The sequence below is a fragment of the Streptomyces sp. NPDC054842 genome (assembly GCF_053611025.1).
This window is the reverse complement of the sequence record NZ_JBSGZN010000024.1, coordinates 62,579-79,297: the sequence shown is the minus strand read 5'-3', so window position 1 is coordinate 79,297 and position 16,719 is coordinate 62,579. Positions and strand designations below refer to the sequence as shown.

Here is a 16,719-nt window from a genome sequence, read left to right as displayed (position 1 = left end):
CTTTCCCGGGCCCGCACTCTCGAAGGGCCCGGACGCACCCACCCACCAGGAGCCCTGAGTGATACGTGCCCTGCGCGCCCGTCTGAGACGCCCCGCCACGGCGTTTCCCGCGGCCGCACTCGCGCTGGCGCTGAGCTGCGCCGGAGTCCTGGCGGCGCAGCCCGCCACCGCGGCCGACGCCCCGCCCGGACTGCCCGAGGCGGGCCTCGCCCAGCCCGCGGCCCCCGCGCCCACCGCCTCCGACGCGGAGCTGCGCGCCCGCTACCTGAACGCCGTCCGGGACCAGGCGACCCCGGCGAAGACGCCCCTGAAGACCCCGTTCATCATCGGCGGCGGCACGACCGGCATCTCGGCGGCACCGTGGATGGTCCAGCTCTCCTACTACGACCCGGCCACCGGCGACGGCTACTTCTGCGGCGGCACCCTGGTCGCCCCGAACAAGGTCCTCACCGCCGCGCACTGCGTCGCGGACCTCGACTGGGTCGGCAACGGCGCCGTGGTGGCCGGCACCGCCGGTCTCCTCGACGACACGAACGGCACCGTCGCGGGCGTCTGGCGCCAGTGGAATCACCCGCGCTACAACCCCGACACCATCCAGAACGACATCGCGGTGCTCACCCTGGACCGGCCGCTGGAACAGCCCTGGATGCGGCTGGCGGCCGCCAACGACACGCCCTGGTACGCCCCGGGGCAGAACGCCACGGTCTACGGCTGGGGCCTGACCTCCGGCGCCCCCGACGCCGACCTGTCGGCGACGCTGCGCAAGGTGAGCCTGCCGGTGGTCGCCGACGCGACCTGCGACTCCGCGATGCGGTCGGTCCTCGGCGAGGACGACTTCATCGAGGGCTCGATGTTCTGTGCCGGCACCCCGGCGACGGGCACCGACGAGGGCACCAAGAGCCCCTGCAACGGTGACTCCGGCGGCCCGGTCGTGGTCGGCGGCAAGGTCGTCGGCATCGTCTCCTGGGGTGTCGCGGGCTGCACCGCGGAGGGCGCCTACCCGGTGTTCACCAAGGTCTCGTCGTACACCTGGGCGGCCCAGCCGCGCATCGACGACACCGACGAGTCGTTCGACGGACGCGCCGACCTGCTGGCCCGTACGCCGTCCGGCGGCCTCTTCGAGCAGGACAGCAGGGGCACCTCGCTCACCCAGCGGAAGTTCCTGGGCAGCGGCTGGGAGACCATCAGCTGGGGCCTCCAGGCCGACCTGGACCGCGACTTCTTCCAGGACTGGATCGTCCGCGACAAGACCGACGGCAAGATCTACCGCGAGTACCTGGACCACGCCTCCGGCGAGTACGCCTGGATGCAGGTCAGCTCGGTGTGGGGCGGCTACAAGTCGTACGCGATCCCCGGCGACATGACCGGTGACGCGCGCCCCGACCTGGTCGCGGTGGACGCCGACGGCTCGGTCTACCTGTACCCGGGCAAGGGCAACGGCCAGTTCTACGCCCGCGTCAAGGTCGTGGACCGGGCCTGGAAGAACGTGAAGATCTTCGGTCACGGCGACCTGTCCGGCGACGGCCGGGCCGACCTGCTGGTCCGCAACACCTCGGGCGTCCTGTACCTGTACCGGGGCACCCAGCAGGAGCACACCCCGTGGTCCGCGCGGATCCAGGCCCGTACCGGCTGGAACTTCACCTCGTACGTGGCGAACGGCGACGTGACGGGCGACGGCATCGCCGACGTCATGGCCCGCGACTCCGGCGGCACGCTCTGGCTCTACCCGGGCACCAACAAGGCGTCCAGCGGCCTGTTCGGCACGCGGATCACCCTGGGCACCGGCTTCAACCAGTACAACCTGCTGTTCTAGGGGTGCCGGGGATCCGCGGACGGCCGTGACCGGCCCCGCGGGTCCCCGCTACTCGCAGCCGCAGGAGCGTCGTACGACCAGCCGGGACGGGAACTGCTTCAGCCGCTCCCGCCGCGATCCGGCCACCCGCAGACCGTCGTCCAGGACGAGGTCGACGGCGGCGCGGGCCATCGCGGAGCGGTCGGAGGCGATGGTCGTCAGCGGCGGGTCGGTGAGCGCCGCCTCCTTGACGTCGTCGAAGCCGGCCACGGCCAGCTCGCCGGGGACGTCGATGCGCAGCTCGCGGGCGGCCCGCAGCACGCCGATCGCCTGGTCGTCGGTGGAGCAGAAGATGGCCGGCGGACGGTCGGGCCCGGCCAGCAGCTGGAGGCCCACCTGGTAGGCGTCGTAGCGGTTGTACGGGGCTTCGAAGAGGCGGCCCTCGGTGGGGATGCCGGCCTCCTGCATCGCGCGCCGCCAGCCCTCGACGTGGTCGGAGACGGGGTCGCCCACCGCGGGCGTCTCGGCCGTACCGCCCAGGCAGGCCACGTACTCGTAGCCGTGCTCCAGCAGGTGGCGGGTGGCGAGCTGGGCGCCGCCCGTGTCGTCGGTGACGACGGCGACGTCGTCGATGGCCTCGGGCTTCTCGTGCAGCAGGACCACCCGGGCGTCCCACGCCTCGATCTCGGCTGCCGCGTTGTCGTTCAGGGCGTGGCTCACGAGGATCAGCCCGGAGACCCGCATGCCGAGGAAGGCCCGCAGATAGTGGACCTCGCGCTCCGCGATGTAGTCCGAGTTGCCGACCAGCACCATCTTGCCGCGCTCGGCGGCCGCCTGCTCGACCGCGTGCGCCATCTCCCCGAAGAAGGGCTGGCGCGCGTCCGGGACGATCAGGCCTATGAGCTCGGTCTTGCGCGAGGCCATGGCCTGGGCGACCCGGTCCGGGCGGTACGCCAGCTCCTTGATCGCGGCGAGGACACGCTCGCGCGTGGCCGGGGCGACCGGCCGGGGTCCGTTGTTGATGACATAGCTGACGACGGCGGTGGAGGTACCCGCCAGTCGCGCCACGTCATCCCGAGTCACCTTGGCCACGGGCGGAGTCTACGCGGATGGACCTACCTCTGGGCAGGCCGTACGGCCGCTTCCTGCGCCGTCGCCGCGACCTCGGGGGCGTCCACGGCGTCGAGGTGGGCGGTCTCGTCCGCCTCGTCCGCCTTTGAGCGCGCCGTCCCCGCCGTGTTCTCGCCCCCGTTCTCGGCGGCGCCCGGCCGGGCAGGGGTCGCTGCGGTCCGGTCGGCCTTCTCCGGGGTGACGAACCGGTAACCGACGTTCCGGACGGTTCCGATCAGCGACTCGTGCTCGGGTCCGAGCTTGGCGCGCAGCCGCCGTACGTGGACGTCGACCGTGCGGGTGCCGCCGAAGTAGTCGTAGCCCCAGACCTCCTGGAGCAGCTGGGCGCGGGTGAAGACGCGGCCCGGGTGCTGCGCGAGGTATTTCAGGAGCTCGAACTCCTTGAAGGTCAGGTCCAGGACCCGGCCCTTGAGCTTGGCGCTGTACGTCGCCTCGTCCACCGAGAGGTCGCCGTTGCGGATCTCCATGGGGGAGTCGTCGTTGACGATCTGCTGGCGGCCCATGGCCAGCCGCAGCCGCGCCTCGACCTCCGCGGGTCCCGCGGTGTCGAGGAGGACGTCGTCGATGCCCCAGTCCGCGGTGACGGCCGCGAGGCCGCCCTCGGTGACGACGAGGATCAGCGGACAGCCGGGCCCGGTGGACCGCAGCAGCTGGCACAGGCTGCGGACCTGGGGGAGGTCGCGGCGCCCGTCGATGAGGATGACGTCGGCACCCGGGGTGTCGACCAGTGCGGGCCCTTCCGCCGGAGCCACGCGCACGGTGTGCAGGAGCAGGCCGAGAGCGGGCAGCACCTCCGTCGACGGCTGGAGGGCGTTCGTCAGGAGCAGCAGAGAACTCATCGCGCCCCACCTGCCTGGGTCGTCCTACGTTCGTGCACGGTTCGCTCGCCCATACGTCTGGTTCCTCCTCGGTCCCTGATGGGGGCACCTCCCACGCCTTGGGGGCGGTGGGGGAGTCTGCGGCACTGCTTCGTACTGCGATGCGGATCCCGCGCCCTGGAATCCGCTGCACCGGAACCGAAACGCTTTCGTATACCGGCTTCGTATACAACGCTTCGGAAAGCACAAAAGGACCCGGGGGCTTCACTGCCCGAGTCCTCTGCCCAGCAGAATAGCCCACATGAGCTCAGGTCCGGCAGGTCGTGTGACGCGATCTCACAGAATTCCACCAGGTGAGACAGGCGCTCCCGCCCCTTTGCGGAGGTTTCTGCGCACCTCCGACGGCGTCAGCATCGACGCGGCGTACACCCCCGGAAGGGGGACGTCCGAGGAGCTCGTCATCGTCGTCGCGCACGGATTCACGGGCGATCTGGAACGCCCGCACCTGCGCCGCGCGGCGGACGTCCTCGCCGGTCACGCGGCTGTCGTGACGTTCTCCTTCCGAGGCCACGGAGCCTCCGGCGGCCGCTCCACGGTCGGCGACCGCGAGGTCCTCGATCTCGCGGCGGCGGTCGCCTGGGCACGTGAACTCGGGCACACCAGGGTCGCCACCGTCGGTTTCTCGATGGGTGGCTCGGTGGTCCTGCGCCATGCCGCCGTGGACGACGCCCCGGCGGCCCCGCAGCACGAGGGGCGCACGGAGGCGCGGGTCGACGCCGTGGTGGCGGTGAGTGCCCCCGCTCGCTGGTATTACCGCGGTACGGCCCCTATGCGGCGCCTGCACTGGCTGGTAACCCGTCCGGTGGGCCGGGCTGTCGGCCGGGTGGGCCTGCGCACCCGCATCCATCACCGCGACTGGGACCCGGTCCCGCCGTCCCCGGTCGAGTCGGTCCCGCGGATCGCCCCCACCCCGCTGCTGATCGTGCACGGCGACCGAGACGGCTACTTCCCCGTCGACCACCCGAGGATGCTGGCCGAGGCGGCCGGCGACAACGCCGAACTGTGGCTGGAGCACGGGATGGGCCACGCCGAGAACGCGGCCGGCGACGAGCTGCTGGACCGTATCGGGCGCTGGGTCGCGAAGCACGCGGGCTAGCCTGGCGGTGCCGGTGTCACCGACGACGCCGGCGCCGACTTCATCCACTGATCGAGGAACCAGATGGCAAAGGGCACGGTGCGGTACTGGGCCGCCGCCAAGGCCGCGGCCGGCGTCGCCGAGGAGCCGTACGAGGCGGGCACGCTCGCCGAGGCGCTCGACGCGGCGCGCGAGCGACACCCCGGCGAACTCGTCCGGGTCCTGAAGCGGTGCTCGTTCCTCATCGACGGTGACCCGGTGGGCACCCGCGCACATGAGACGGTACGGCTGGCCGAGGGCGGCACGGTCGAGGTGCTCCCGCCGTTCGCAGGAGGGTGACCGAGAGCATGAGCAACCAGCCCTACGAGCCGTACGAACCCCCGTACGAGCCCCCGTACGAGGGGTACGACCCGTACCAGCAGGCTCAGCAGCAGCAGCAGCCGGCGCCGCAGCAGTCCGGCTGGCCCGGGCAGCAGGGGTACGACGAGGCGCAGCAGTCCCAGCAGTACACCCAGCAGTGGGAGGGCCGGACCTGGGAGACCCAGGCGCAGCCCCACGTCGCCGCGGACACCGCCTACCTGCCCCCGCAGGGATACGCCGAGCCGTCCCCGTACGGCACGGCCGGCCGGCCCCTGCCGCCGGAGGCCCCGGCCGGTACGTGGAGCGACGCGGGCGACCCGGGTGCGCAGTGGAGCGGTGGCGCCCCGGCGGACGGCCGGTGGACCGGCGCCGCGGACCCCGGCGCCCAGTGGACGGGCGCCGACGGGTCCGGCTACGGGTCCGCCGAGCCGGGCTACGGCAACGCACACCAGGCGGCCGGCGCGCAGGGCCCGGCCGATCCGGTCCCGCCCGTCGGCGCGGCCTCGCAGGCCGCCGGAGAGGCCGGGCCCGGCTACGGGCCGCCGACGGTCACCGGCAACCCCCGGATCACCGACGCCCAGCGGGCCAGGGCCGAGGGCCGCTCGCCGGTCATCGAGCCGGGCATGCAGCCCGCCGCCCTGACCGCCCTGCTCGGGCTGCTGCTCGCCGGCGGCGCGGCGGTCGGGCAGTACGCGCTCGCCGTCCCGCTGGTGCTGCTCCAGGCGGTCACCGCGGCCGGCTGGTTCCGGCTGAACGGCATGTGGCCGGCCCGGCAGGGCATCGCCCTGGCCTTCGCCGGCGCGCTGGCCGCGGACGCCGCGCTGTTCGCGGCCGGGCGGGAGAACGCGCCGGCGGCGATCCTCGGCACGCTCGGCGTGTGGGTGCTGCTCACCCTCGTCCTCCAGCTGCGCAGCCACGCCGACCCGGACACCCGGATGTACGGGCTGATGGCGACGGTCGTCTCGGCTGCCCTGGCGATCGTCGCGACCGGCCACCTCGCAGCCGCGCCGGACGCGGTCACCGTCGGCGCCGCCTCGGTCGCCGTCGCGGTCCTGGCCCGCGCCCTGCCGCTGCCCACGGCCGCCTCCGTGGTGGTGGCGCTGCTGGCCGCCGCCGGTGCCGGCATCGCGGTCGGCGGACTGACGGACCTGGGCAGCGGGGGCGCGCTCCTCGGCCTCGGCGCGGGCGTCTGCGCGCTGATCGGCCACCGGGTCGCCTCGTACGACTATCCGTCCCGCTTCGTCCACATGACGGCCGGTGTGGCGCTCCCGCTCACCGCGGCGGCCCCGGCCGTCTACCTGCTGGGCCGCGCCCTCGGTCAGTAGGGGTGTTCGTCACAGCTGATCGACAACTCCGCGGGGCCCTCCGATCCGGGGCCCCGCGGGATTAGGCTCACGCTGGACGGCCGGCCAGGTCGTCGGCCGGCCGCCGACTGGGAGAACACCGAGCATGCGCGCACTGCGAATACTTCTGATCGTCGCCGTGATCCTGGGCGGTCTCTTCGTGATCGCGGACCGTGTCGCGGTCGGCTTCGCCGAGGACGAGGCGGCCGACCGGATCAAGAGCAGCGAGGGTCTGACCGAGACCCCGGACGTGTCCATCAAGGGCTTCCCGTTCCTGACCCAGGTCGCCGGCGGCAAGCTGGACGACGTCGAGATCGGCATCCAGAACTACGAGGCCTCGACCGACGGCACGGGTGCCGCGGGCGACTCGATCCGCATCGACGACCTGAACGCCGAGATGCACGGCGTCGAGTTCAGCGGCGACTACAGCTCGGCCACCGCCGACAGCGCCACCGGCACCGCCACCATCGCCTACGACGAACTGCTCAAGGCCGCCAAGTCGGAGCCCGTGCAGGTGGCTCCCGGGGTCACCGCCAAGGTCGTCGGGCTCTCGGACGGCGGGAACGGCAAGATCAAGGTCAAGGTCGAGGCGACCGTCCTCGGCACCAAGCTGCCCCAGCCGGTCGCCGTGCTCAGCTCGGTCAGCGTGGCGGGCGACAAGGTGCGGGTGCACGCCGACTCGCTGCCCAAGCTCGGTGTCGAACTCGCCGAGGGCAAGATCCGTGCCATCACCGACTTCCAGCAGAAGATCGACGAACTCCCCGGCGGCGTCGAGCTGGACAAGGTCGAGGCCGCCGAGAACGGCGTCGACATCAAGGTGAAGGGCTCGGACGTCCGGCTCGTCGGCTAGGGGAGTACGACCCGGGAAGGCGCCGCGAGCCGCCCCCGGCGCGTTCGGACAGGTGTCCGAAGGGCGAGATGCCCGGTCCGGCCGGCGGCGCGGACCACCGCCGAGGGCCCGGGATTTACGGGCGTCGCGGACCCGGCGGGGCCGCACATCCCACAATGCGGACGATCGCGTCTCACCATGCGACACCCCGGTGACATCCGCGCCCGTCCGTCCCTACGATCGCAGTCATGAAGCGACAGGCGGATCTCACGAAGCGGCGGGCAGTAGACCTGTGCCGCGTCGCCGCCATGCTCTGTCGCACCTTCTGAGCGGAAGCCCGCGTACTTCCGCATTCCCGGCCCTCGGCCATCCCCGTCAGGGCCACTCGTGCGCCGCGTACGCCACCGCTGTCGTGACCGTGTACCGCGCACTCCGCCCCACCGCACCGCCCCGCCGCAACTGCCCCGGAGGAGAACGAGCATGAGCCGCAGCGACGTCCTGGTAGACGCCGACTGGGTCCAGGAGCACCTGGACGACCCGAACGTGGCCGTCGTCGAGGTCGACGAGGACACGTCCGCGTACGAGAAGAACCACATCCGCAACGCGATCCGGATCGACTGGACCAAGGACCTCCAGGACCCGGTCCGCCGTGACTTCGTCGACCAGGAGGGCTTCGAGAAGCTCCTGTCGGAGAAGGGCATCGCCAACGACACGCTGGTGGTCCTCTACGGCGGCAACAACAACTGGTTCGCCTCGTACGCCTACTGGTACTTCAAGCTCTACGGCCACGAGAACGTGAAGCTGCTCGACGGCGGCCGCAAGAAGTGGGAGCTCGACTCCCGCGACCTGGTCGACGAGGTCCCGACCCGGCCGGCGACCCAGTACAAGGCCAAGCCGCAGAACACGGCGATCCGCGCCTTCCGTGACGACGTCGTCGCCGCGATCGGCTCGCAGAACCTGGTCGACGTGCGCTCGCCCGACGAGTTCTCCGGCAAGCTGCTCGCCCCGGCCCACCTGCCGCAGGAGCAGTCGCAGCGTCCGGGCCACGTCCCGAGCGCCCGCAACATCCCGTGGTCGAAGAACGCCAACGACGACGGCACCTTCAAGTCGGACGACGAGCTCAAGGAGCTCTACGCCGCCGAGCAGGTCGACCTCGCCAAGGACACCATCGCCTACTGCCGCATCGGCGAGCGCTCCGCGCTGACCTGGTTCGTGCTGCACGAGCTGCTCGGTGTCGAGAACGTCAAGAACTACGACGGCTCCTGGACCGAGTACGGCTCCCTGGTCGGCGTGCCGATCGAGCTCGGCGCCAACAAGTAACCCGCGGCCTCCGCGACCCCTCTCATCACCCGAAGGACAGAACTTATGTGTGGAGCGAAGGCCGGCGGCCCCGACGCCTCGACGATCAAGCCCGGTGAGACCACCATCCAGGGCCAGGTGACCCGCGACGGCGAGCCCGTCACCGGTTACGTCCGGCTCCTGGACTCGACGGGCGAGTTCACCGCCGAGGTGCCCACCTCGGCGACCGGACAGTTCCGCTTCTACGCGGCCGAGGGCACCTGGACCGTCCGGGCGCTGGTCCCCGGCGGCACCGCGGACCGCACGGTCGTCGCGCAGACGGGCGGCCTCGCCGAGGTCGCGATCGCCGTCTGACGACACCACATGAACGGCCGGAGGGCCGCACCCCCGGGTTGGACGCTCGGGGTGCGGCCCTTCGGCTGTTCCCGTCCTACGCTGGACGTATGTACGCGCGACGGCGGCACGCCTACTTCGCCCTCATGGCGACGTGCATCGGCCTGTTCGTCCTGGCCTGGGGAGTCGTCCGGCTCTGGTCCGTCCCCGTGGCCGTCGGGATGTGCGTGGTCGCGATGGTGATCCCGCCGGTGGCCGCGATGGTGGCCAACCGCCGCGGGCCCGAGGACCGCTGGTGGGACGACCCCTCGGGCGACCCGACGTCCGACGAGTGGTGGGACGAACTCGACGGGAAGCGGCGCCGGCAGCCGTAGCCCGTTCCCGGGTTCACGTCCGTACCCCGCGGGTGTCTCAGTAGACGAGCGCCTGCGTCCCGTCGGCCATCGCCTCCTGCACGAACACCTGGGCGCCCGCGATGCGCACGCCCTCGATGACGTCGTTCTCCGTGATGTCCCGGCGGGCCGCGCACTGGGTGCACAGCGTGATGCGGCCGGCCGCCATGATCGAGTGGATCAGCTCGGGCAGCGGGGCGGCGTGCGGGAGCTCGAACTCCGCCGCCCGGCCCGGCAGGGCGAACCACGCGGACTCACCGGTCAGCCAGAGGGACACGTCGACGCCGCTGGCCACGGCCACCGCCGCGACCGTGAACGCCTGCGAGCAGCGCTCGGGGGCATCGGCCCCCGCGGTCACCTTGATCACGAGCTTTTTCGCCATGGCCGAATGGTAGTCCGAATCGTGATCAAACCTCGTACAACTCGGTGCACCATCCACGGGTCTCCTGTGCGCGCGGATACGGAATCCGTGCTTCACGTTCTGTGGGGGGACGTCTTGATAGAACCCCGATCACCTGAAGGATCCGGAGTGCCGGAAAGACCCGGAGACACCCCGGAGCCTTCGCCGCAGCCGCAGCCGCAGCCGCAGCCGCAGCCGCAGCCGCAGCCGCAGCCGCACGCGCCCGGCGCCGAGCCCGCCGTCGAGGTCACGCTCGTCGCGGCGGTCCCGGCCGACGGGTCCGGGGCGGCCGACGACGCCGGCACCGCCGCGCCCGGCACGCGCCCCCGGCGGCGCGGACGCACCACCCTGCTCATCGCCGCGGCCGCCGTCCTCGGCGTCGTCGCGGGCACCTGCGCCGGCTACCTGGTCCAGGCGGACCGCGAGCCCACCGCCCTGCCCCCGCTCTCGCAGCCGAAGATGCCGCAGGCCAAGGGCGAGGTCGAGCCCCTGTCCGCGGCGCAGGACCGCCGGGTCAGGACCGAGGGCGACCTGCGCAAGCTGTTGGTGAAGCGGCCGAAGGGAGCGCGGGACCCGCTGGGCGAGCACAGCGACGACAGCTGGATGAGCCTGGCCGGCTACGCGGAGAATTTCAACAAGCCCGAGGTGGCGTTCGACCGGTCCTACGAGGACGAGTTCCGCCGCGCCGCCGTCGTCGGCTGGCGCGAGGACTCCACCCGGTTCGTCGAGGTCCGTCTCGTGCAGTTCCGCCAGGAGGAGGCCCCCGAGGCCCTCGGCTCCGCCGACAACGGCCACTACTGGGCGGGTCGCAAGGGCGGCGCCGACAGCTGGCCCATCCCCGGCACCGGCGACGGCGAGGTCTACGTCGACACCAAGCCCGAGACCAAGCCCGGCTACGTACCGATGTACTCGGCCGAGGCGCACGCCTGGCGCGGCGACGTGGCGCTGGAGATCTACATCTACGACACGAAGCCGATTCCCAAGAAGAGGATCATGGACCTGGCCAAGCGGCAGATGGAGCGGCTGTGACGGACGACCGGAACGGGCCCGAGGAGCCCGTACAGCCCGCGAACACCGCACCGGCCCCCGCTCCCGCGGTCCCCCCGGCTCCGGCGGAACCCGCGGCACCCGCACCGGCCCCGGCACCCGCGGCACCCGCACCAGCCCCGGCACCCGAGGCAGCCGCACCGGACGCCGCGGTAGCAGAGGCCCCCGCGCCGGACGCCACGGAAACCGAGGCCGGCGCGCCTGTCCCCGCGGAAGCCGACGCCGACGCGCCCGGTGCGGCGGAGCCCGCCCCGGAAGCGCAGTCGGCACCCCGCACGCCCCGTCGACGCGGCCGCGTCGCCGCGCTCGCCGGTGCCGGGATCCTGCTGCTCGCGGTCCTGGGCGGCACCGGGTACACCGTGGTGACCGTGCGGGACGCCGACCGCGATCCCGGCCGGCCGGCGTGGCAGTTCCCGAAGGCGGTTGCGGACGAGAAGCCCGCCGAGGCCCACAGGACCGGCCTCGGCAGCCTGCTCCTGCCCTACGGCGAAAGCAGCGGCTACGGGCGCGGCCCCGACATGGGTGAGTTCGGTTCGGACGCCGAGCTGAGCGGCCGCCAGGCCACCGAGCTGCGCAAGGAGTCGATCAAGGACCTGCCGCGCTCCCAGCGCCGGCAGTTGGAGCGGGAGATCGACCGGCAGCGGATCAAGGGCATGGCGATGCGCAGCTACCTCGGCACCGCGAGCGCCGGGTCCTCTTTCGACGGCGACAAGCTGTTCGTCGTCGACGTCGTGCTGTCGCAGATGGGCAGCAGGGGCGCCGTGCGCTCCGTCGCCACCGCCCAGCAGGACTTCTTCGACGCCCTGCGCGTCTTCCGCAAGGGACCGAAGATCGAGGGCCACAAGAACGCCCAGTGCTTCCTGCCGCCCACCGACGCGGACGAGAAGCTCGACATGATGGTCTGCTCCGCCTACGAGGGCGACATCCTGATCAGCGCCACGGCGACCGGTACCAAGTCGCTGGACAAGAAGGGCGTGGCCGAACTGCTCCGCAAGCAGCTCGACCTCGTCAGCGACCCCGGGGAGGCGGTATGACCGAGCAGCAGGTGTCCGGCACGGAGACGACCGTACGGCAGGCCCCCGCGACCGGGGAGCCCACGCCGGCCGGGGCGACGGGGACGCCGGCCGTCGAGGCGCCCGCTCCGCAGCCCGCGCCTCTCGCCGCTCCGCCGATGCCCGGGCTCCCGCCCGCCCCGTACACGGAGGGGCAGCCGTCCCCCGCGCCGGCCGTCAAGAAGGACCGCAGGGTGCTGCGGGCCGTCCTGCGCTGGACCGCCGCCGTCACCGTCTTCGCCGCGCTCGGCGCCTCCACGGCGTACGGCATCACGCGGATGGAGCGCACCGACGTGCCCGGTCTCGCGACGGAGTCGGACGGACGCTGGGACTACCCGCGGCTCACCCGGCCGCCGCTGCCGCAGGGCAGCCCGCGGCCGTTCGCCGAGGAGAACCTCGCCGGCGCCCATTTCGCCGACCTGCGCGAACTGGTGCTGCCCGCGCCCCGCGGCGCCAGGACCGACCCGGCGCTGAAGGGCGAGGACGGCTGGCTGCCGACCAAGGACTTCGTGGCGGAGTACGCCTCGAAGGAGGACCGCGAGGAGTTCGCCCAGACCCTCGTCGACAACGGCCTGCGGCACGTCGCGGCCCGCGGCTGGACCACGCCGGACGGCACGCACACACGGATCTACCTGCTGCAGTTCGGCACCGCGGCCGTCGAGGAGAACGTCTACCGGGGCGACGGCCTCACCGCGTTCCGGGCCCCGAAGTACGCCGTGCGCGGCGCCACCGAATCCGGCACCGACGACGCCTACCCCGCAGCCGCCCGCGTCGAGGACGTCCGCCGCACGGTCTACACCGAGACGAAGCCGTACGGCCCGGAGCAGGTCAGGCATGCGTACCTCTCCGCCGGGGACACCATGGCGCTGATCGTGCAGTCCCGTAAGGGGCACGCCGAGGCCGTGCCGTTCCAGCAGACGGTGACCCTGCAGGGCCAGCTGCTGAGCTGACCCCGCCGAGGGCGACCTCACAGAGAGAGCCGGGTCCCCGCCCACTAAGCTGGGACCCGGCTCTTGTACTTCCACCCCGCTCAATCGAGGAGCACCCCGTGCTTGAGGCATTCTTCGAAGCCCTGCTGGTCCTGGTCTGCGTCGGCGTTCTCGCCTTCGCCGGGCTGACCGTGAAGAAGCTCTACCAGGGCCAGCGCTGATCCCGCGCCGTCCCTGACCTCCACGACGCCCCAGACGCCCCCGACGAAAAGCTGCTCATGATCGAGATCCCGTCCGACCTCCACAAGGACCTCGTCCCGCTCGCCTTCCTGCTCGGGAACTGGGCGGGCGCGGGCGTCCACGACTTCCCCGGCTCCGAGAAGTGCAACTTCGGGCAGGAGGTCTCCTTCAGCCACGACGGGCGCGACTTCCTGGAGTACCACTCGCACACCTGGGTCCTCGACGCCGACGGGAACAAGGTCAGGCCGCTGGAGAGCGAGTCCGGCTTCTGGCGGATCGACGGCAGCCGCAAGGTCGAGGTCGTCATGACCCGGGACGACGGCGTGGTCGAGATCTGGTACGGCGACCTGGCCGACAAGAAGCCGCAGATCGACCTGGTCACGGACGCCGTGGCCCGGACGGCGGCCTCCGGCCCCTACAGCGGCGGCAAGCGCCTGTACGGCTACGTGAAGAGCGACCTCATGTGGGTCGGCGAGAAGCAGACGCCCGACGTCGAGCTCCGCCCGTACATGTCGGCGCACCTCAAGAAGGTCGTCAGCCCGGAGGACGTCGAGCGCTGGGCCAAGGCACTCCCCGACGACATGCCGGACGACGGGATCGCTTTCTTCAAGTAGGCCCAGGGTCTGCCGTTTGGGTCAGGCCGGCCGTGACCGACGGTTCTTCCCGGCTGACCCGAGCGGGGTCTGGTGCGTGCAGCTGCAAGGCGGAGGAGGGAGTCGACGCGGAGCGTCGAGGACCGACGACAACGCCGCAGATGTGCGTGCCAGACCCCGCGACGCCGGCTTGACCCAAACGGCAGGCCCTAGACTCTGTGGTGTGGTGAGCACCGACTGGAAAAGCGATCTTCGGCAGCGCGGTTACCGCCTGACGCCGCAGCGCCAGCTTGTCCTGGAAGCAGTGGACACCCTGGAGCACGCGACCCCCGACGACATCCTCATCGAGGTGAGGAAGACGGCGTCGGGGGTCAACATTTCCACGGTCTACCGGACCCTGGAGCTCCTGGAGGAGCTGGGTCTGGTCAGCCACGCGCACCTCGGGCACGGCGCTCCGACGTACCACCTGGCCGACCGCCACCACCACATCCACCTGGTCTGCCGGGACTGCACGAACGTCATCGAGGCCGACATCGAGGTGGCCGCCGAGTTCACCGCCAAGCTGCGGGACACCTTCGGTTTCGAGACGGACATGAAGCACTTCGCGATCTTCGGCCGCTGCGAGACCTGCGCGCTCAAGACTTCAACTACCGAGTCGTAGGCTTAGGCGTATGAAGAGCCCCCTGCTGTCCCTGCCCGGCGCCGTCGACGCCGAGGGCGTGGACGAAGGTGTCGCAGCCCATTACGGCGATCTGTTCCGCGAGCAGCGGACCCTCGCCGACGGCACCGGCTTCGTCGACCTCTCGCACCGCGGTGTCGTCGCCGTCTCCGGCGACGACCGGCTGAGCTGGCTGCACCTGCTGCTCACCCAGCACGTCAGCGACCTCCCCGCCGGCCGTGCCACCGAGGCGCTGATCCTCTCCGCGAACGGCCACATCGAGCACGCGCTGTACCTCGTCGACGACGGCGAGACGGTGTGGATGCACACCGAACCCGGCACGCAGGACGCGCTGATCGCGTACCTGGAGTCCATGAAGTTCTTCTACCGCGTCGAGGTCGCCGACCGGACGGAGGAGTTCGCGGTCGTGCACCTGCCCGCCGGCTCCATCGCCGAGGCCCCGGACGGTGTCGTCGTGCGCGAGACGCCGTACGGGCGGGACCTGTTCCTGCCGCGGGGGGACCTGGAGGCGTTCGCGGCGGACACCGGCGCGCACGGCCCGGCGGTCGGCCTGCTGGCGTACGAGGCCCTGCGCGTCGAGCACCACCTGCCGCGGCTCGGCTTCGAGACCGACCACCGCACCATCCCGCACGAACTGGGCTGGATCGGCAGCGCCGTTCACCTCCAGAAGGGCTGCTACCGCGGCCAGGAGACCGTCGCCCGCGTCCACAACCTGGGCAAGCCCCCGCGCCGGCTGGTCTTCCTGCACCTGGACGGCAGCGAGGTCCATCTGCCGCCGCACGGGACCGAGCTGCGGCTCGCGGACGACGGCCCCGACGGCCGCAAGATCGGCTTCGTCACGACGGCCGTACGCCACCACGAGCTGGGCCCCATCGCGCTGGCCCTGGTGAAGCGGAACGTCCCGCTGGACGCGCGGCTCCTCGCCGACACCACGGCGGCCGCCCAGGAAGTCGTCGTGGAGCCGTAGGGCGCCCCGCGCCGGTCACATCTCCAGCAGGACCGTGAACGGGCCGTCGTTCGTCAGCGAGACGCGCATCCGCGCGCCGAACCGGCCCGTCGCCACCGTGGCGCCCAGCGCCCGGAGTTGGGCGACCACCTCGTCCACCAGGGGCTCGGCGACCTCCCCGGGGGCCGCCGCGTTCCAGGTGGGGCGGCGGCCCTTGCGGGCGTCGCCGTAGAGCGTGAACTGGCTGACGACCAGCAGCGGCGCGTCGATGTCCGAGCAGGACCGCTCCTCGCTCAGCATCCGGACGGACCAGAGTTTGCGGGCCAGTTGGGCCGCCTTCTCCTTGGTGTCGTCGTGGGTCACCCCCACCAGGACGCACAGTCCCTCGCCGCTGATCGCGCCGACCGTCTCCGGTCCGTCCTCGCCGTCCACGACGACACTCGCGCCGTCCACCCGCTGCACCACCGCTCGCATGCCGACCATCATGCCGTGCGGGCCCTTCGCGTGATTTCCGGGGGGTTCGAACCCCCCATCTGGGGCCGTTCGGGGGCACTCGGTCACATAGCGGGCCCTTGGGGTGGCACCATGCGGGTACCGCGAAGCTCATACGCGGTGGACCGCACCGGTCGAGGGGACGGCAGAGGCACATGAGCACACCGAGCAGCACCGGGCGACCGCCCGGGACCGTGTCATTGACCCGTACGAGCCCGCGCGGGGGCGCCGCGGAGACGGGCGCCGCCCTGCGGCCACCCGTGCAGCGCACCGACAGCCCACTGGCCGTGGACCCGCCCGAGCCGGAGCTCACGGTGCTGGGCCTGCCCGAGCTGCGCACGCTGCGCCGCGACGCCCAGCGGGACGAGGCCGACCTCAGCTACGTCCGGCGGCTGCTCCAGGGCCGTATCGACATCCTGCGGGCCGAACTCGCGCGCCGCGGGGGTCTTCCGGCGCCGCCCGGGCTCCTGGCGGTGCCCTCGCTCGTCGACCGGCTCCCGGAGATCCTCACCGACGCACCCGCCCGGCACCGCTCCTCCGCCCGCCACGTGACGGTCGGCACCCCGCACGGCGAGGAGTACCGGCGGCTGGCCGCGGACATGCTGTCCGAGGTCGAGCTGTCGGACCTGGAGGCCCGCACGGACGACGAGCTGAACGACGGGATGGGCCGGCTCGTCCGCTACGAGCAGCAGGTCTCCCGGCGGCGCCAGCGGCTCCAGCGCACGGCGGACGATTGCAGCGCGGAGATCGCCCGCAGGTACCGTGAGGGAGAAGCACAAGTAGACGACCTGCTCATGTGACGCGGCGGCCCCGGTGATCCCGGGCGCCCCCGGCCGGAGTGACCCCGGCGCCCCGACCGGGCGCCCGTGGAGCGCGCCCCGCCGTCGCCGGGGCGGGTCCCGCCCCGGA

General features: G+C 72.2%; 20 protein-coding genes. 16 read left to right on the top strand and 4 right to left on the bottom strand.

Annotated elements, in window-relative coordinates; all coding sequences use genetic code 11:
* The first annotated feature begins 58 nt into the window (after positions 1–58).
* A complete protein-coding gene (locus ACWGIS_RS20225; RefSeq protein WP_453363806.1) occupies positions 59–1,813 on the top strand; it encodes a trypsin-like serine protease in 1,755 nt (584 codons plus the stop codon).
* 48 nt (positions 1,814–1,861) lie between these two features.
* Here ACWGIS_RS20225 and ACWGIS_RS20220 read toward each other — a convergent pair whose 3' ends face one another.
* Both ACWGIS_RS20220 and ACWGIS_RS20215 read right to left on the bottom strand, forming a co-directional pair.
* Entirely contained in the window at positions 1,862–2,884 is a 1,023-nt protein-coding gene (locus ACWGIS_RS20220; RefSeq protein ID WP_453363805.1) for a LacI family DNA-binding transcriptional regulator, read from the bottom strand.
* A 23-nt stretch (positions 2,885–2,907) separates the two neighbouring features.
* Positions 2,908–3,762: a winged helix-turn-helix domain-containing protein gene (locus ACWGIS_RS20215; protein ID WP_453363804.1), complete on the bottom strand. Its 855-nt coding sequence runs from the start codon at positions 3,760–3,762 to the stop codon at positions 2,908–2,910.
* Between the two features lie 280 nt (positions 3,763–4,042).
* On the opposite strand from ACWGIS_RS20215, the gene ACWGIS_RS20210 reads away from it, so the two are divergent.
* The 8 genes from ACWGIS_RS20210 to ACWGIS_RS20175 all read left to right on the top strand — a co-directional run bounded on the left by ACWGIS_RS20210 (position 4,043) and on the right by ACWGIS_RS20175 (position 9,414).
* Positions 4,043–4,897, top strand: coding sequence for an alpha/beta hydrolase (locus ACWGIS_RS20210; RefSeq protein WP_453363803.1), 855 nt, complete (start codon positions 4,043–4,045; stop codon positions 4,895–4,897).
* Positions 4,898–4,960: 63 nt separating this feature from the next.
* Positions 4,961–5,215 carry a MoaD/ThiS family protein gene (locus tag ACWGIS_RS20205; RefSeq protein ID WP_355793193.1) on the top strand — a complete coding sequence of 85 codons (255 nt, stop codon included), beginning with the start codon at positions 4,961–4,963 and terminating at the stop codon, positions 5,213–5,215.
* Positions 5,216–5,223: 8 nt separating this feature from the next.
* Complete coding sequence (locus ACWGIS_RS20200; RefSeq protein ID WP_453363802.1) at positions 5,224–6,561, top strand: hypothetical protein; 1,338 nt, start codon at positions 5,224–5,226, stop codon at positions 6,559–6,561.
* Between the two features lie 124 nt (positions 6,562–6,685).
* Entirely contained in the window at positions 6,686–7,429 is a 744-nt protein-coding gene (locus ACWGIS_RS20195; protein WP_453363801.1) for an LmeA family phospholipid-binding protein, read from the top strand.
* A gap of 227 nt (positions 7,430–7,656) precedes the next feature.
* Positions 7,657–7,737: a putative leader peptide gene (locus ACWGIS_RS20190; RefSeq protein ID WP_350310325.1), complete on the top strand. Its 81-nt coding sequence runs from the start codon at positions 7,657–7,659 to the stop codon at positions 7,735–7,737.
* 151 nt (positions 7,738–7,888) lie between these two features.
* Positions 7,889–8,728 (top strand): sulfurtransferase, encoded by an 840-nt coding sequence (locus tag ACWGIS_RS20185; RefSeq protein WP_453363800.1) that lies wholly within the window; start codon positions 7,889–7,891, stop codon positions 8,726–8,728.
* A gap of 45 nt (positions 8,729–8,773) precedes the next feature.
* The gene (locus ACWGIS_RS20180) at positions 8,774–9,061 is read left to right on the top strand and encodes a DUF1416 domain-containing protein (RefSeq protein WP_054232391.1); all 288 of its coding nucleotides are present in this window, start codon (positions 8,774–8,776) and stop codon (positions 9,059–9,061) included.
* Between the two features lie 89 nt (positions 9,062–9,150).
* Positions 9,151–9,414, top strand: coding sequence for a DUF3099 domain-containing protein (locus ACWGIS_RS20175; RefSeq protein WP_453363799.1), 264 nt, complete (start codon positions 9,151–9,153; stop codon positions 9,412–9,414).
* A gap of 37 nt (positions 9,415–9,451) precedes the next feature.
* Here ACWGIS_RS20175 and ACWGIS_RS20170 read toward each other — a convergent pair whose 3' ends face one another.
* Entirely contained in the window at positions 9,452–9,814 is a 363-nt protein-coding gene (locus tag ACWGIS_RS20170; RefSeq protein ID WP_453363798.1) for a DsrE family protein, read from the bottom strand.
* A 147-nt stretch (positions 9,815–9,961) separates the two neighbouring features.
* Between ACWGIS_RS20170 and ACWGIS_RS20165 the strand changes: the two genes are divergently transcribed.
* The 6 genes from ACWGIS_RS20165 (at position 9,962) to ygfZ (ending at position 15,339) form a co-directional block, all read left to right on the top strand.
* Entirely contained in the window at positions 9,962–10,861 is a 900-nt protein-coding gene (locus tag ACWGIS_RS20165; protein WP_453363797.1) for a hypothetical protein, read from the top strand.
* A complete protein-coding gene (locus tag ACWGIS_RS20160) occupies positions 10,858–11,913 on the top strand; it encodes a hypothetical protein (protein WP_453363796.1) in 1,056 nt (351 codons plus the stop codon). Before ACWGIS_RS20165 ends, ACWGIS_RS20160 begins: the two co-directional genes overlap by 4 nt.
* The gene (locus ACWGIS_RS20155; protein ID WP_453363795.1) at positions 11,910–12,881 is read left to right on the top strand and encodes a hypothetical protein; all 972 of its coding nucleotides are present in this window, start codon (positions 11,910–11,912) and stop codon (positions 12,879–12,881) included. The genes ACWGIS_RS20160 and ACWGIS_RS20155 overlap by 4 nt, the downstream gene beginning before the upstream one ends.
* A 257-nt stretch (positions 12,882–13,138) precedes the next feature.
* Entirely contained in the window at positions 13,139–13,714 is a 576-nt protein-coding gene (locus ACWGIS_RS20150; RefSeq protein WP_453363794.1) for an FABP family protein, read from the top strand.
* A gap of 202 nt (positions 13,715–13,916) precedes the next feature.
* A complete protein-coding gene (locus ACWGIS_RS20145; protein WP_453363793.1) occupies positions 13,917–14,354 on the top strand; it encodes a Fur family transcriptional regulator in 438 nt (145 codons plus the stop codon).
* 10 nt (positions 14,355–14,364) lie between these two features.
* The gene (gene ygfZ / locus ACWGIS_RS20140; protein WP_453363792.1) at positions 14,365–15,339 is read left to right on the top strand and encodes a CAF17-like 4Fe-4S cluster assembly/insertion protein YgfZ; all 975 of its coding nucleotides are present in this window, start codon (positions 14,365–14,367) and stop codon (positions 15,337–15,339) included.
* Between the two features lie 15 nt (positions 15,340–15,354).
* On the opposite strand, the gene dtd is transcribed toward ygfZ, so the two are convergent.
* Complete coding sequence (dtd, locus tag ACWGIS_RS20135) at positions 15,355–15,792, bottom strand: D-aminoacyl-tRNA deacylase (protein ID WP_453363791.1); 438 nt, start codon at positions 15,790–15,792, stop codon at positions 15,355–15,357.
* Between the two features lie 173 nt (positions 15,793–15,965).
* Between dtd and ACWGIS_RS20130 the strand changes: the two genes are divergently transcribed.
* Positions 15,966–16,610 carry an RsiG family protein gene (locus ACWGIS_RS20130; protein ID WP_453363790.1) on the top strand — a complete coding sequence of 215 codons (645 nt, stop codon included), beginning with the start codon at positions 15,966–15,968 and terminating at the stop codon, positions 16,608–16,610.
* Positions 16,611–16,719 lie beyond the last annotated feature (109 nt).

Coding starts and splice junctions, on each gene's coding strand:
- ACWGIS_RS20215 (WP_453363804.1), bottom strand. CDS start 3,762: ATGAGTTCTCTGCTGCTCCTGACGAACGCCCTCCAGCCGTCGACGGAG.
- ACWGIS_RS20210 (WP_453363803.1), top strand. CDS start 4,043: ATGAGCTCAGGTCCGGCAGGTCGTGTGACGCGATCTCACAGAATTCCA.
- ACWGIS_RS20205 (WP_355793193.1), top strand. CDS start 4,961: ATGGCAAAGGGCACGGTGCGGTACTGGGCCGCCGCCAAGGCCGCGGCC.
- ACWGIS_RS20200 (WP_453363802.1), top strand. CDS start 5,224: ATGAGCAACCAGCCCTACGAGCCGTACGAACCCCCGTACGAGCCCCCG.
- ACWGIS_RS20195 (WP_453363801.1), top strand. CDS start 6,686: ATGCGCGCACTGCGAATACTTCTGATCGTCGCCGTGATCCTGGGCGGT.
- ACWGIS_RS20190 (WP_350310325.1), top strand. CDS start 7,657: ATGAAGCGACAGGCGGATCTCACGAAGCGGCGGGCAGTAGACCTGTGC.
- ACWGIS_RS20185 (WP_453363800.1), top strand. CDS start 7,889: ATGAGCCGCAGCGACGTCCTGGTAGACGCCGACTGGGTCCAGGAGCAC.
- ACWGIS_RS20180 (WP_054232391.1), top strand. CDS start 8,774: ATGTGTGGAGCGAAGGCCGGCGGCCCCGACGCCTCGACGATCAAGCCC.
- ACWGIS_RS20175 (WP_453363799.1), top strand. CDS start 9,151: ATGTACGCGCGACGGCGGCACGCCTACTTCGCCCTCATGGCGACGTGC.
- ACWGIS_RS20170 (WP_453363798.1), bottom strand. CDS start 9,814: ATGGCGAAAAAGCTCGTGATCAAGGTGACCGCGGGGGCCGATGCCCCC.
- ACWGIS_RS20155 (WP_453363795.1), top strand. CDS start 11,910: ATGACCGAGCAGCAGGTGTCCGGCACGGAGACGACCGTACGGCAGGCC.
- ACWGIS_RS20150 (WP_453363794.1), top strand. CDS start 13,139: ATGATCGAGATCCCGTCCGACCTCCACAAGGACCTCGTCCCGCTCGCC.
- ygfZ (WP_453363792.1), top strand. CDS start 14,365: ATGAAGAGCCCCCTGCTGTCCCTGCCCGGCGCCGTCGACGCCGAGGGC.
- dtd (WP_453363791.1), bottom strand. CDS start 15,792: ATGCGAGCGGTGGTGCAGCGGGTGGACGGCGCGAGTGTCGTCGTGGAC.
- ACWGIS_RS20130 (WP_453363790.1), top strand. CDS start 15,966: ATGAGCACACCGAGCAGCACCGGGCGACCGCCCGGGACCGTGTCATTG.